The organism is Ruania rhizosphaerae (assembly GCF_009805705.1).
Taxonomy (GTDB): domain Bacteria; phylum Actinomycetota; class Actinomycetes; order Actinomycetales; family Beutenbergiaceae; genus Ruania; species Ruania rhizosphaerae.
Genome location: NZ_VSMB01000005.1, coordinates 1 through 13,071, shown reverse-complemented (window position 1 = coordinate 13,071; position 13,071 = coordinate 1). Strand labels below are relative to the sequence as shown.

General features: G+C 69.8%; 12 protein-coding genes and 1 pseudogene. 2 read left to right on the top strand and 11 right to left on the bottom strand.

Translation table 11 applies throughout. The features are described 5' to 3' along the window. Positions 1–24: 24 nt before the first annotated feature. From FV560_RS20100 to FV560_RS08875, 3 genes and pseudogenes are all read right to left on the bottom strand, one after another. Positions 25–912: pseudogene (locus FV560_RS20100) on the bottom strand (Rossmann-like and DUF2520 domain-containing protein); the annotation flags it as partial. Then, a complete protein-coding gene (locus tag FV560_RS08880) occupies positions 909–2,432 on the bottom strand; it encodes a PH domain-containing protein (RefSeq protein ID WP_159621177.1) in 1,524 nt (507 codons plus the stop codon). The pseudogene FV560_RS20100 and the gene FV560_RS08880, both read right to left, overlap by 4 nt. Next, complete coding sequence (locus FV560_RS08875; RefSeq protein WP_159621176.1) at positions 2,429–2,926, bottom strand: PH domain-containing protein; 498 nt, start codon at positions 2,924–2,926, stop codon at positions 2,429–2,431. The genes FV560_RS08880 and FV560_RS08875 overlap by 4 nt, the downstream gene beginning before the upstream one ends. Positions 2,927–2,986: 60 nt before the next feature. Here FV560_RS08875 and FV560_RS08870 point away from each other — a divergent pair, with 60 nt between their 5' ends. Continuing rightward, the gene (locus FV560_RS08870) at positions 2,987–3,361 is read left to right on the top strand and encodes an ArsR/SmtB family transcription factor (RefSeq protein WP_159621175.1); all 375 of its coding nucleotides are present in this window, start codon (positions 2,987–2,989) and stop codon (positions 3,359–3,361) included. Further along, positions 3,358–4,362: a cation diffusion facilitator family transporter gene (locus tag FV560_RS08865; RefSeq protein WP_159621174.1), complete on the top strand. Its 1,005-nt coding sequence runs from the start codon at positions 3,358–3,360 to the stop codon at positions 4,360–4,362. Before FV560_RS08870 ends, FV560_RS08865 begins: the two co-directional genes overlap by 4 nt. Here the strand turns inward: FV560_RS08865 and FV560_RS08860 are convergent. The 8 genes from FV560_RS08860 to FV560_RS08825 form a co-directional block, all read right to left on the bottom strand. Further along, entirely contained in the window at positions 4,323–4,799 is a 477-nt protein-coding gene (locus tag FV560_RS08860; RefSeq protein WP_159621173.1) for a DUF3180 family protein, read from the bottom strand. The two genes, FV560_RS08865 and FV560_RS08860, sit on opposite strands and share 40 nt — an antisense overlap. Positions 4,800–4,804: 5 nt before the next feature. After that, positions 4,805–6,073: a 2-amino-4-hydroxy-6-hydroxymethyldihydropteridine diphosphokinase gene (gene folK, locus FV560_RS08855; protein WP_159621172.1), complete on the bottom strand. Its 1,269-nt coding sequence runs from the start codon at positions 6,071–6,073 to the stop codon at positions 4,805–4,807. Next, positions 6,070–6,918, bottom strand: coding sequence for a dihydropteroate synthase (gene folP / locus FV560_RS08850; RefSeq protein WP_159621377.1), 849 nt, complete (start codon positions 6,916–6,918; stop codon positions 6,070–6,072). The genes folK and folP overlap by 4 nt, the downstream gene beginning before the upstream one ends. A gap of 71 nt (positions 6,919–6,989) precedes the next feature. Continuing rightward, positions 6,990–7,589 carry a GTP cyclohydrolase I FolE gene (folE, locus tag FV560_RS08845; RefSeq protein WP_159621171.1) on the bottom strand — a complete coding sequence of 200 codons (600 nt, stop codon included), beginning with the start codon at positions 7,587–7,589 and terminating at the stop codon, positions 6,990–6,992. Next, the gene (ftsH, locus tag FV560_RS08840) at positions 7,586–9,610 is read right to left on the bottom strand and encodes an ATP-dependent zinc metalloprotease FtsH (RefSeq protein ID WP_159621170.1); all 2,025 of its coding nucleotides are present in this window, start codon (positions 9,608–9,610) and stop codon (positions 7,586–7,588) included. The genes folE and ftsH overlap by 4 nt, the downstream gene beginning before the upstream one ends. Positions 9,611–9,728: 118 nt before the next feature. After that, complete coding sequence (gene hpt, locus FV560_RS08835) at positions 9,729–10,283, bottom strand: hypoxanthine phosphoribosyltransferase (protein ID WP_159621169.1); 555 nt, start codon at positions 10,281–10,283, stop codon at positions 9,729–9,731. Between the two features lie 26 nt (positions 10,284–10,309). Continuing rightward, a complete protein-coding gene (gene tilS / locus FV560_RS08830; protein ID WP_159621168.1) occupies positions 10,310–11,365 on the bottom strand; it encodes a tRNA lysidine(34) synthetase TilS in 1,056 nt (351 codons plus the stop codon). Beyond that, on the bottom strand, positions 11,365–12,405 hold the full coding sequence (locus tag FV560_RS08825; RefSeq protein WP_159621167.1) for a zinc-dependent metalloprotease: 1,041 nt from the start codon (positions 12,403–12,405) through the stop codon (positions 11,365–11,367). The genes tilS and FV560_RS08825 overlap by 1 nt, the downstream gene beginning before the upstream one ends. Positions 12,406–13,071 lie beyond the last annotated feature (666 nt).

Here is a 13,071-nt window from a genome sequence, read left to right as displayed (position 1 = left end):
GTCCGTCGCCGGATCTGTCACCGGGTCCAGGACGTCGAGCAACCTCGTGGCGGCCGGCTCGGAGATACGCCGACCCGCGAGTGCGCGTTGCACCGTCGCCCGCGCGAGGGCGACATAGGTCTCCGGGACGTCCACCAAGGCGGGGTCGGCCGCCACGATCCCCGCGAGCGCCGTCAGGTGCTCGGCCACCGTGCCGGAGTCGCCGCGTGCCACCGGCCCGGTGAGCGTGACCTCGCCACCGCGCAGTGCGCCGTCGAGGGCTGCCGAGAGCAGCGGCGTGAGGAGCGTTCCCGCATCGCTCACCCCAGCGGCCGTCAGCACCCGCATCGCCTGGCTGGTGAGGGTGACCAGATGGTTGGCTCCGTGCGCCAGCGCCGCGTGGTAGAGCGGACGCGCCTCCTCCGGCAAGACGATCGGTTCTCCCCCGAGCTCGACCACGAGCGCCTGGGCGATGGGCAGCACCGGCGGGTCGGCGGTCACTGCGAAGGGCAGCCCGTCCATTCTGCTCAGGTCGACGCTGGTACCGGTGAAGGTCATCGCCGGGTGGATCGCGAGCGGGATCGCGCCACGGGCCCGCGCCGGGGCCAGGACATCGACGCCGTACCGGCCGGCGGTATGCACCACCAGCTGCCCGGGCTGGAAGGCGCCGAGCCGGGCGAGGCCGGCGACGAGGTCACCCAGGACGTCGTCGGGAACGGTGAGCAGCACCAGCTCGCTGCGCTCGACGACATCGCGCACGTCGAGCACCGGAACGTTCGGCAGGAGAACCTCGATCCGCTCTCGCGTCTCCTCGGATGCACCGCTGGCGCCCACGACGGCGTGGCCGGTGGCCCGTAGCGCGCTCGCCAGTACCGCCCCGACGCGCCCTGCACCGACGATGCCGACACCGAGGCGGCCAGGACGGGAGTTCACGGGGCCATTCTCCCAGGATCGTCCGTCATGGCCCGAGGCGAGGCCGGGAGCACCCCAGCAGAACTGACGACGCGGGACGGGAGAACGCCACCGAAGCCGCCACCCTCGTGCAGCGCCGCGGACCCCTCCTCGGCCGGGGTCATCCAGCGCTCGGGGCCGGCACTCCGGCGAGCGTTCCGGGCGCGACGGGTCATCTCGGCCAGCAAGAGGCTGGTCGCCTCGGCATCCTGATGGTGCACCATCGGCGTGACGGGTCCGGGCGTGGAGTGGATCGAGAAGGTCATCAGGTCGAGCTTGCGCTCCCACGGCCCTTGAGTAACACCGAGCGACTGGATGCGCTCGTGGGGGACGAGGACGAGCGAGCGCCACCACCGCCCGGTGCGCAGCAGCACCGCCGTGCCGGTCATACGCACTCCGGTGCGCCGCCAGGTGAGGGGGTCCAGCCACCATGCCCGCGCCGGGGTGTGCTGGAAACCCTCCTGGTCGCCGTCCCCGGTCAGGCCAGCACGGAGGACCTCCAGCGGCCGATCGTCCCCGAGATCGGGGTGCACGAGGGAGAGCAGGTGAGCCGCCTCAGCCTCGGTGGCCACCGGGAAGAGCACGGTGCCGGTGGTCTCTTCCGCCCCGTACCCGGCGATGTTGACAGTGATCCGCCACCAGCCCTTGAAACGCCACAGCGGCGGCTGGGCCAGCCGGACCGCCTGCACCCGGCCGGGTGGGACGGTGCGAGCCTTGGACTCGAGCAGACCCTGACGGATGCGGATGCCGTCGGGCGAGGTGGCCACCCGGAAGGAGAACTCACCGGCAAACCGGCTCCAGAAGTAGGCTGCGGCACCGATCAGCGGGGCACCCATCGCGAACACCGAGGAGAGGTTCTCGGTGACGACGGCGATCACCACGAGGCCGACGGCCGCGACAAGCATCGTGACAATCCCGCCGGAGAGCGCAAGCGATCCGACGAGCCGCCCCGGGGAGAGGGTGTACAGGTGCATCTCCGGCGCTGCCGGTGCGTGCTGCACGCCGGCCTCGTCGGTCTCCATCCGCACCCCGGCGGCTCGGGCGAGGAGTTCGTTGCGCAGCCGTTGCGCCTCGTCCTCGCGCAGATACGCCAGTGTCAGGTTGGAGCCTGCACCTCCGGCGCTCTCGATCTTCAGTGCCGCGAAGCCGGTGAATCGCGCCAGCAGCGGTTGGGTGACGTCGACCGTCTGCAGTCGGTCCAGGCGCACGTGGCGCTGTTGCCGGAACAGCACACCGGAGTGGAGAAGGATGCTGTCCTCGGTGATGCCGTACTTGGTGCGTGACCACGCCAGGGCGGAGAAGCCGAGACCGAGCAGCGCCCCGAGCACGACGACCCCGGCGATGATCAGCAGCAGTGTGGTGACGGCGAGGTCGAGTTCACCGAGCTGGTCGGCCGATTGCCACACGAAGACCGCGAAGAGCCCCGCAGCGACCTTCCACGCGTTCAGGACCGGCGTGATGCGGTGCAGACGGTGCCAGTCGATGTGATCCGTCGACGTCACAGGCCGGCCAACCTGGCCTCGCCGCGGGCCGAGAGCTGATCACGCAAGCGTGCCGCCTCGGCCTCCGGCAGACCGGGGATGGAGGCGTCGGACTGCGCGGAGGCGGTGTGCAGTTGCACCTGGGCGATCCCCATCGACCGGGCGATGGGCCCGGCGTCGACATCCACGTACTGCATCCGCCCGTAGGGCACGACCACCATGGACCGGAAGAGCACACCCTTACGGATGAGGAGCTCGTCCTCCAGCTCGGCGTACCGGATGGCACGCACCTGCCGCGGTACCAGCCACAACAGCCAGACGAGCAGGATGCCGAACACGGCCGGCGCTGCCCACACCGCCGGTGTGGTGAAGATCGCCACCACCACCGACGCGACGAGCGGGATCCCGAGCCCGATCGCCACACCGATCTGGCGCACGGGGACGAGCTTGGGCGAGACGGACTGCCACTGGGCACCGTCGACCTCGAATGCGGATCCGGAACTCATGGTCGCCATTGTGACTCACGCTGCCGAGAACCTGGGACCAGACCTCGTCACTGTTGCTAGTATCTGCGTATGTCCGAAGATACGTATCCATGCACATTCGGAATGGATTCGCCCTACGTCGACCTTGCTGCCGAGGTGTTCTCGCTCCTGGCCGACGCCACTCGGGTCCGGATCGTTCTCGCCCTGCGGGAGGCGGAGATGTCGGTCAACCATCTCGCGGAGGCCGTCGGCAAGCCGCCCACTGCCGTCTCCCAGCATCTGGCGAAGTTGCGCTGGGGCCGCATCGTGCGAGCGCGACAGGAGGGCAACCGCGTCTTCTACTCACTGGTGGACGAACACGCCCGCACCCTCGTCACGCAGGCGGTGTTCCAGGCTCAGCACGCCCTCGAGGAACACCCGGCTCACCATCGGCCGAGCACTGGGCCGTCGAGCACAGGGCCATGAGCGACCATCATCACGGTGTCGCCGCCCGGCTCCGGCACATCTTCATCCCGCACTCCCACGATGTCGCCGACTCGATCGATGACGCCCTGACCGCGAGCGCCGAGGGAATCCGCGCGGTCCGCATCAGTCTGATCATCCTCGGCGTGACAGCGCTGGCTCAACTGGCCGTGGTGGCCGTGAGCGGGTCGGTGGCACTGCTGGCCGACACGATCCACAACTTCTCGGACGCCCTGACGGCCATCCCGCTGTGGATCGCGTTCGCGCTCTCGCGCCGGGCTCCCAGTGCCCGCTACAGCCATGGTTATGGGCGTGCGGAAGATCTGGCCGGGGCGTTCATCGTGGCGATGATCGCGCTCTCGGCCGTCGTGGCGGGGGTGGAGTCGATCCGCCGGCTCACTCAGCCGCAGCCCCTGGAGCACCTCGGCTGGGTGCTCGCTGCCGGGGCGATCGGCTTCGCGGGGAACGAGCTGGTGGCCCTGTACCGCATCCGGGTGGGACGGCGGATCGGGTCGGCTGCTCTGGTCGCCGACGGCATGCATGCACGGACCGACGGATTCACCTCACTGGCCGTCGTACTGGGCGTCATCGGAGTGTGGGCGGGCTTCCCGCTCGCTGACCCGATCATCGGGTTGGTGATCACCGCCGTCATCCTCGTCCTGCTGTGGAGCACAGCCCGCGATGTCGGGCGGCGCCTTCTCGACGGCGTCGATCCGGGTCTGTACGAGCGCGCTCTGGCGACCCTTGGTACGGACCCCACCATTGCCGGCGTCGGCCGCCTCCGGCTGCGCTGGACCGGACACCGGCTTGCCATCCAGGCACAGCTACGACTGCCAGCCGAGACCACGGTGGCGACTGCCGATGAGGTCAGCTCCCGCGCCGAGGAGGCATTGCGCCAAGCCCTGCCCGGGGTGGGTGCGGTGGATCTGACGGTCACCGCCTCGCCCATCGCTGACGGCGAGTCTCACGCCGCCGCGGCGTCGTCCTCGTCGTCTCGCCCCTGACCCTCGTCACCGTCGTCCGGCACGCGGCAGAACCACTGGGTCACCATGCCGGCGACACCGAGCGCTCCCGCTGCCAGGAGCGCCAGCACGACGCGCAGCAACTGTTCGCGCGGTTCCGGGGCCGTCAGCCGGGGAAGGGTCATCGCCAGCTGGGCAAGCAGGTATCCGACGTGGATGGCCGCTGTCACTGCGGCGGCCTGGCCCAGTGCGAGCACGCGCGCTGCACCGACCGGGTCGTCCACGCGGGCGTCCGCCACCGCACGCCGTACCCGGAGCCCGAGCACGAGTACCAGGACCGCGAGCGCCGCCAGCACACCGGCCAGCAGGACCGGCACGTCCGGAGGGACGTTACCGCGGGTGGTCCACCATCGCAGGGCGACGATGCTGACCGTCCCGGCGACCACGGAGACGGCACCGAGTGTGGGCCAGCGCAGCATGGCGATCATTCGTCCCGGTGCAGCGGCTGCCAACGTGGGGCGATCGGCGCCTCGCCGGCGGGCTCGTTGCGCACCCATGGCAGGACGTCCTCGTCCCCGTGGGCGAGCAGCTCCAGGTCTTCCAGATCCTCCTGCTCGGCGTGGTCCTCCTGCTCAGCGTGGTCCTCCGACTCAACGGGAGCCTCCTGCGGGAGGTGAGGGACGCCGTCGGGGGGTGAGGGCGGTGAGGACGCAGAGACGGCTGCCGCCGGCACCGGGCGAGGCGCGGGATCCTCGAGCCAGTCCAGCGCGAGCCACCGCACGCCGGTCCGATCGGGAGCGGTCTCGGCGAGGGTGGCCACTGGGCCGCCGCCCAGGCCCGGCAGGAACGCGTCCGGGTCGGCCTGCGCCCACGGCACCAGCACGAAGGCTCGCTCGTTCGCGCGCGGGTGCGGCAGGGTGAGTTCCGGATCCGTCGAGGTGAGCGTGCCGTAGACGATCAGGTCGACGTCGAGGGTCCGCTCGCCCCATCGCTGCGTGCGCTGCCGTCCGTATGTTCCCTCGAGGTGGTGGGCGAGTTCGAGGAGCTCACGTGGGGCGAGGGTCGTGGTGGCGAGCACGACGGCGTTGAGATAGTCCGGCTGTGCGACCGCGTCAGGCTGCAGTACCGCCGAGGTGCGCGCGAGCGGCGAGACCTCCTCCACCGTGAGCCCATCGGCACTGGTGAGGTCGGCGATCACACCACGCAGCGTGGTGCGCACGTCGCCGACGTTCCCTCCGAGGGCGAGTACGACCGGCACGGGCTGCTCAGGAGCGGTGTCCAGATCCGGCTGGGCGTGCTCCGGCTCCGCCCTGGCAGGGGCGGGCTCCGCTCTGGCAATGGCAGGCTCGGGCGCAGGGGCGTCGGGGTCCTGGCGGTCGATAGAACGCCGCACGTGCACCTGGACGTCGGCATAGGGCACGCCTACGGGAGCCTCTGGTTTGTGGACCGTCACGTCCACCGACCGCACGCCCGGGCGGGAGAGCATCGCCTCGGCGATCTGGTTCGCGAGCGTCTCGATGAGGTTGACGGGCTCACCCTCGATGAAATCGACGATCTCGCGCGCCGCCGCCGCGTAGTCGACGGTGTGGGCGAGGTCGTCCGAAGCGGCCGCAGCACGGGTATCCACCGCCATGACCACATCGACGAGAAACGTCTGCCCCTCGCGTCGTTCCTCCGGGAACACCCCATGCCTGCCTACCCCGCCGACGCCCAGGAGGCGGATCTCGTCGAGGGCTGCCTCGGTGCCTGTCATTGCGACCCCTTCTGTGCGCCGTCCGCTTCCTCGGGTGCTCGTTGCCGCCCATTCTCGGCCGCGCGCCAGGCCTGGGCCACTCGAACGGCGTCCACGGAGCCGATCACGTCATGCACCCGCACCCCCCACACCCCTCGCGCCGCCACCAGCGTCGTGACGGCGGCAGTGGCACGGTCGCGGAACGCGGGCAGAGACTCCGAGCCGGCGGCCCGGAGCAGCTCACCCAGGAAGCGTTTCCGGGATGCGCCGATCAGGACCGGGTAGCCCAGCGACATCAACTCGTCCACTCCCGCGAGCAGCTCCCAGTTGTGCCCGCCCTCTTTGGCGAACCCGAGCCCGGGATCGAGTACGAGCTGATGCTCGCCCACACCTGCGGAGCGGACGGCCTCGACCTGGGCGCGGAGCTCGGTGCACACCTCGGTGATCACGTCGTCGTACTCGGCCAGGTCGTTCATGAACTCGGAGTGCCCGCGCCAGTGGGAGAGCACATACCGGCACCCGGACTCGGCGACCACGGTCGCGATCTCCGGGTCGGCGAGGCCGCCGGACACGTCGTTGATCACCTGCGCACCCGCAGCAAGCGCACGGGCGGCCACCTCCGCACGCATCGTGTCGACGCTGACCACGGCGCCCGCACCGGCGAGCTCGGTGACCACCGGCAGCACGCGGCCGAGCTCCTCCTCCAGGCTCACTCGCTCCGCACCGGGCCGGGTGGACTCGCCGCCCACATCGACGATATCCGCGCCCTGAGCGAGCAGATGGCGGCCGTGCGCGACGGCGACGTCGGGTTCGAACCACTGCCCGCCGTCGCTGAAGGAGTCCGGGGTGACGTTGACGACGCCCATGACGAGCGTGCGTGACCCTTCGTCCGGGTGCAGCTCGTCCCTCACGCGGGCCACCCTACCCACGTCGAGCGTCAGCCTCGTGCGATGAGGCTCATCGCCTCGGCCCGGGTCGCCGTCTGGCGCATGAGCCCGCGCACCGCCGAGGTCACGGTCCGTGAGCCCGGTTTGCGCACCCCCCGCATCGACATGCACAGGTGCTCGCACTCCACGACGACGATCACGCCGCGCGCATCCAGTAGCTCGACCAGCGCGTCGGCAACCTGGGTGGTCAATCGTTCCTGCACCTGGGGGCGCTTGGCGTAGACGTCCACCAGCCGGGCGAGCTTGCTCAGCCCGGTCACGGTGCCGTCCTCGGAGGGGATGTAGCCCACGTGTGCCACCCCGTGGAAGGGCAGCAGATGGTGCTCGCAGGTGGAGTAGACCTCGATGTCGCGGACGAGGACCATCTCTTCGTGGTCGATGTCGAAGAAGGTCTGGACGACCTCCTCGGGGCGTTGGCGCAACCCGGCGAAGATCTCCTGATACGCCTTGGCGAGCCTGGCGGGAGTGTCCTGCAGTCCCTCGCGTTCGGGATCCTCCCCGACGGCGACCAACAGGTCCCGTACGGCGCGTTCCACGCCTGCGGGGTCATACGGGCGCACCGGGCGGGGAGAGCTGGCCCCGTCGGTCACAGTTGCTCCTCAGGCGGCGTCGGAGCAGCCGCGCCCGGTAGCCCGTCCTCACCGGCTGCGGCGACCTCGTCCTGGGGAGGCATCTGCTCCTCGCCGCGGGAGATTTCCAGGGGCGTCTGCACCGGCGGGATCTGGCTGACTGTGCGCTCCTGGCTGGAGAGCCAGACCGGTCGAGGGTCGCGCTTGATGACCGGGGAGAAGACCTCGGCGAGCTCGGCCTGGTTGAGCGTCTCCCGCTCCAGCAGTGCCAGGGCGAGCGCGTCGAGGACGTGCCGGTACTCGGTCAGCACGGCCCATGCCTCGTCGTGGGCACTCTCGATGAGGCGGCGCACCTCCTCGTCCACGAGACCGGCGACGTCCTCGGAGAACTCGCGCTGGTGTCCCATGTCACGGCCGAGGAAGACCTCGGAGTCGGCGGTGCCGAGCCGGATCGCGCCGACCCGCTCGCTCATCCCGTACTCCTTGACCATCTTGCGGGCCGTCGCTGTGGCCTTCTCGATGTCGTTGGAGGCACCGGTAGTGGGGTCGTGGAAGACGATCTCCTCGGCCACCCGGCCGCCCATCGCGTAGGCGAGCTGGTCGAGCAGTTCGTTGCGGGTGGTGGAATACCGATCTTCACTGGGCATCACCATCGTGTAGCCGAGCGCACGACCGCGCGGGAGGATCGTGACCTTCGTGACCGGATCGGTGTAACGCAGCGCCGCCGCCACCAGGGCGTGACCACCTTCGTGGTAGGCGGTGACCTTGCGCTCCTTCTCGTTCATCACCCGTGTCTTCTTCTGCGGCCCGGCGATGACGCGGTCGATGGCCTCGTCCAGTTCGGTGTTGCCGATGACGGTGCCGTTGGTGCGGGCGGTCAGCAGCGCCGCCTCGTTCAGGGCGTTCGCCAGGTCGGCACCGGTGAATCCCGGGGTGCGCTTGGCGATGGCGTGCAGGTCGACGTCCGGCGCCATCGGCTTACCCGCAGCGTGCACCCCCAGGATCGCTTCGCGGCCCTTCAGGTCGGGCGACTCGACGGCAATCTGCCGGTCGAAACGTCCCGGACGCAGCAGCGCGGGGTCGAGGATGTCCGGCCGGTTCGTCGCGGCGATGAGGATGACGTTGGTGTTGACGTCGAAGCCGTCCATCTCCACCAGGAGCTGGTTCAGGGTCTGCTCACGTTCGTCGTGCCCGCCGCCGAGGCCCGCGCCACGCTGGCGGCCGACGGCGTCGATCTCGTCCACGAAGATGATGGCCGGAGCGTTGGCCTTGGCCTGCTCGAACAGGTCACGCACACGGGAGGCGCCGACGCCGACGAACATCTCCACGAAGTCCGAGCCGGAGATGGAGTAGAACGGCACTCCGGCCTCACCGGCCACGGAGCGGGCCAGCAGGGTCTTACCCGTTCCGGGCGGGCCGTACAGGAGCACACCCTTGGGGATCTTCGCGCCGACGGCTTGGAACCGGGAGGAGTCAGCGAGGAAGTCCTTGATCTCGTGCAACTCTTCGACGGCTTCGTCGGCACCGGCCACGTCGGAGAAGGTGACGGTGGGGGTCTCTTTGGAGACCTGCTTGGCCTTCGACTTCCCGAAGTTCATCATCCGGGAGTTCCCGCCCTGCATGCGGGAGAGGATGAACCAGAACACACCCACCAGCAGCAGCACGGTGAGCAGGGTCATCAGCAGGCTGGACCACCAGGGCGTCTGCGGGACGACCGAGTTGTAGCCGCCCTCCGGCTCGGCGGCGGCGACTGCTTCGGCCACCGTCTCGGCCTGTGGAGTGACGTAGTAGAACTCCACATCGGTGCCGTAGTCGGTGTCATCCTCGCCGACGTACGGCTCGCTCAGGGTGAGGTTCACGCGCTGGTGGCCGTCGGTGATCTCGACCTGTTCGACCGTGTCGCCCTCGAGTAGCTCCAGGCCTGCGGAGGTGTCGATCTGCTGGACGCCACCACCACCGAGCAACTGAAAACTCACGACGATCACGATGATCGGGATGAGGATCCAGATCAGTGGCCCACGCAGCAGCTTCTTCACGTTCATCGCACCTATGGGGCCGAGCCCCGGTCCCTCCTGCTAGCAGTTCTACCGGGTGACGCTATACGACCGGATCGAGTGCTCGTGCACATGTTCGCCTATGGCAGTACTGCCGAGCATGTGCTCAGCGCTGATAGACGTGCTCGGCGAGGGTGCCCACGAACGGCAGGTTGCGGTACCGGCCGTCGTAGTCCAGGCCGTATCCGACGACGAATTCGCTGGGCACGTCGACGCCGATATAGGCGACGTCCACCTCGACCTTCGCGGCGTCGGGCTTACGCAGGAGTGTGGCCACCTTCACGGACGCGGGGTTGCGGCTGCGCAGGTTCGCGAGCAGCCAGGAGAGGGTGAGCCCGGAGTCGATGATGTCCTCGGCGATCAGCACGTGCTTGCCGTCGATGTCGGTGTCGAGGTCCTTGAGGATGCGCACCACGCCGGAGGACTTGGTGCCCGACCCGTAGGAGGAGACGGCCATCCAGTCCATCGTCAGGTTCGTGTGCAGCCGCCGGGAGAGGTCGGCCATGACCATCACCGCACCTTTGAGGACGCCGACGAGGAGGATCTCCTTGCCCTCGTAGTCGGCGTCGATCTGGGCCGCCATGCGGTCGAGTGTGGAGCTGATCTGCTCCTCGGTGAGCAGGACCTCCTTGAGGTCAGAGCCCATGTCGGTCGCGTCCACTCCACTCTCCCTGATGTTTGCCGCTGTCATTCAGGACCAGACGGGCCTGCGCTCAGCACAAGCCTGCCACAGGTCCGGGTGGCGGTGATGCCGCCCGGCAGCTGAGCGGGGCCTTGCCCGGACCATGCCGTGACGAGTGCGTCGATCGCATCGATGTGCACCTGCCCCAGCGCCCCGGAGGGTGCGCCCGCGTCCAGCGCCAGTCTGCGCAGCACCCGCAGCCTCAGTGCGGTGGGGAGTTCACCGATCCGGCGTGCGTCCACGACGACGTCCCTTCCGTCGTCGGAACGCCTCGACTCGAGGAGTTCGTACTGTTCGGCGGCGAGCCGGTCGAGCAGGTCGGAATCCTCGCGTGCGAGGCGCGCCGTGCGCACCAGGCCGGCGCGCACGCCGGGACCGAGTGCCTCGGTGAGAGCAGGCAGCGCCTGGTGTCGCACCGCCGCCCGGGGAAGGGGGCGTCCGTCGGCCGTGCGCCACGGACCGTCGACGGCGTTGGTGGGGTCGTGCCAGACCGGCAGGCCGAGCGAGGCGCACGCGTCGTGGGTGTCGGCGCGTGACGCCGTCAGGAGTGGGCGCCAGAACCTGCCACGGACGGCGGCCATGCCAGCCAGTGAGCGGGTGCCGGATCCGCGTGCGAGCGCCAGCAGGACGGTCTCGGCCTGGTCGTCGGCCGTGTGACCGAGCAGCACCGCTCGCGCGCCCTGTCGGTCGGCAGCCTCGCCGAGCGCCTGATAGCGGGCGTCCCGGGCAGTGGCCTCCGGACCTTGTCCACCGGCGGCGACCGTGACGGTGAGCACCTCGGCAGGGTCGAGGCCCAACTCGTCGCAGCGCTGACGGGCTGTGGTCGCCGCGCTGGCGCTGCCTGGCTGCAACTGGTGATCGATAATGCAGGCACCGGCCCGCAGGCCGAGACGCGGCGCCACGAAGGCCACGACGGCCGCGAGAGCCAGGGAGTCGGGCCCGCCTGAGCAGGCCACCAGGATCAGGTCGCCGCGTGCCAGGTCACCGGCGGTGAGACGGTCGGCGAGGAACGTGCGGGTGGTGTGCCGCAGCCGGGCGACGGGGGCCGCTGGCCCTGGCATCAGCCGTGCACGCGCCGCACCCAGGCCGCCGGGTCGGCGATCTCACCTGGCCGGGGAAGGTGTTCCGGGGCGGCCCAGACGGCGTTGAATCCCTCGTGCCCCACCTGGTCCACGACGGCACGCACGAACACGGCACCGTTGCGGTACTGCGCGAGCTTGGCGTCGAGCCCGAGCAGGCGGCGTAGCAGCAGGTCGAGCGGCCCTGTCCCGTCGCGCCGCTTCTCGAAGGCTTTGCGGATCTTCTTCACCGAGGGCACCACACGCTTCCCGACGGCGTCCATCACCACGTCTGCGTGGCCTTCCAGGAGGGACATCACTGCCACCGACTCCTCGACGGCGTCCCGTTCGTCCTCGGTGAGGACGGCATCCAGGAGTGCGCCTGCGGGTGCGTCCTTGCGTTCGCCGGTAATCACTCCCGGGAGGGCCCGCACGAGGTCCTGGAGGCGCCGGCCACCGTTCTCGGCGTCGGACACGGTGGTCATGAGGGAGCGCATCGTGGTGCGCATGTGGTCGGCGAGCCAGGGAGCGGCGGCGAATTGGAGTGCATGCGTCTGCTCGTGCAGGCACACCCACATGCTGAAGTCGCGCCGATCGGCACCGATATCGCGGTGGACGTGCAGGATATTGGGGGCCACCAGCACGAGCCGCCCTGTGAACGGGTCGTACTGGCCCAGCACCTTCGCTGACAGGAGGGCCAGGAGGGCCCCCAGCTCCTCGCCTGCGAAGCGGTCACCCCACATCGCGGACGGGCGGGGCAGCACATCGCCCACCGTGCCCTGCAGCATGGCGATATTCGCGGCGGCCCACCGTGGCCGGTCCACCACGTAGACCGGGCCGGCGCCAGCCTGCAGCGCCGGCTCGAGCAGTCCGGTCACCGCTCCGACGTGCGCAGGTGCCTCCGCAGCGCAGGTGCGTAGTTCGGCGACGAAGTCCGCCAGCGTCTCCCGGTCAACCCGCGGGCCCGCCGGCACGATCGCGGCGGCACGAGAGGCAGCGAGCTGCCAGTTGACGGCGTCCCGGCGGCCTGCTGTCTGCGTCATGCCTCCAGCGTACGGGTCGAGGTCTGGGGCGGTGCGTGCTTGCTGATGGAGCGCGCGACCGGGTTGGGGTGGGTGACAGGGCCCGGGTCGTGACCGGGCGGCGAGCGAACACGGAGCGTCACGAGTAGACGTCTCCGTGCCTGCAGTGTCCATGCCTGCAGTGTCCATGCCTGCTCTATCCGTACCTGCACCATCGCCCACCGGGCTCTCGGGCACGCCGGTGCCCCCGTCGACGGTGGGTGTCGGCGGGGTTCGGGGCGGGGTGGTCAGAAGGGTGGTGGGTCGGTGTTGCCTGGTCTGGGCGTCGTGCCGGGGCTCGCGGGCGGCTCAACGTCGTGGGGGCTTGCGGGCGTGCACTCACCGCGCGCGTGGTGAACGCGCCGGTCACGGCCGAAACCAGCGTCGGGCCCTGGATCGGTGCCAGAACCGGTGCCAGGACTGGTGCCGGGAGGCCGCTCTACTGCCGCTGGTCGCACCTGGTGGCGGCGGGTAGGCATAGCCCGGGCGTTGGCTCGCATCGAAGCGATCGCGATACGGCGGGTCTTGATGACCGGCTGACCCGGGGTACTGATGACACCCGGAAGTACGAACGTACCCGCCGGGGCCACCAAATACGCCACCCGATCAGGCCCGGTCCAGTAATACATCCCCGGGCAGAGCAGCTCA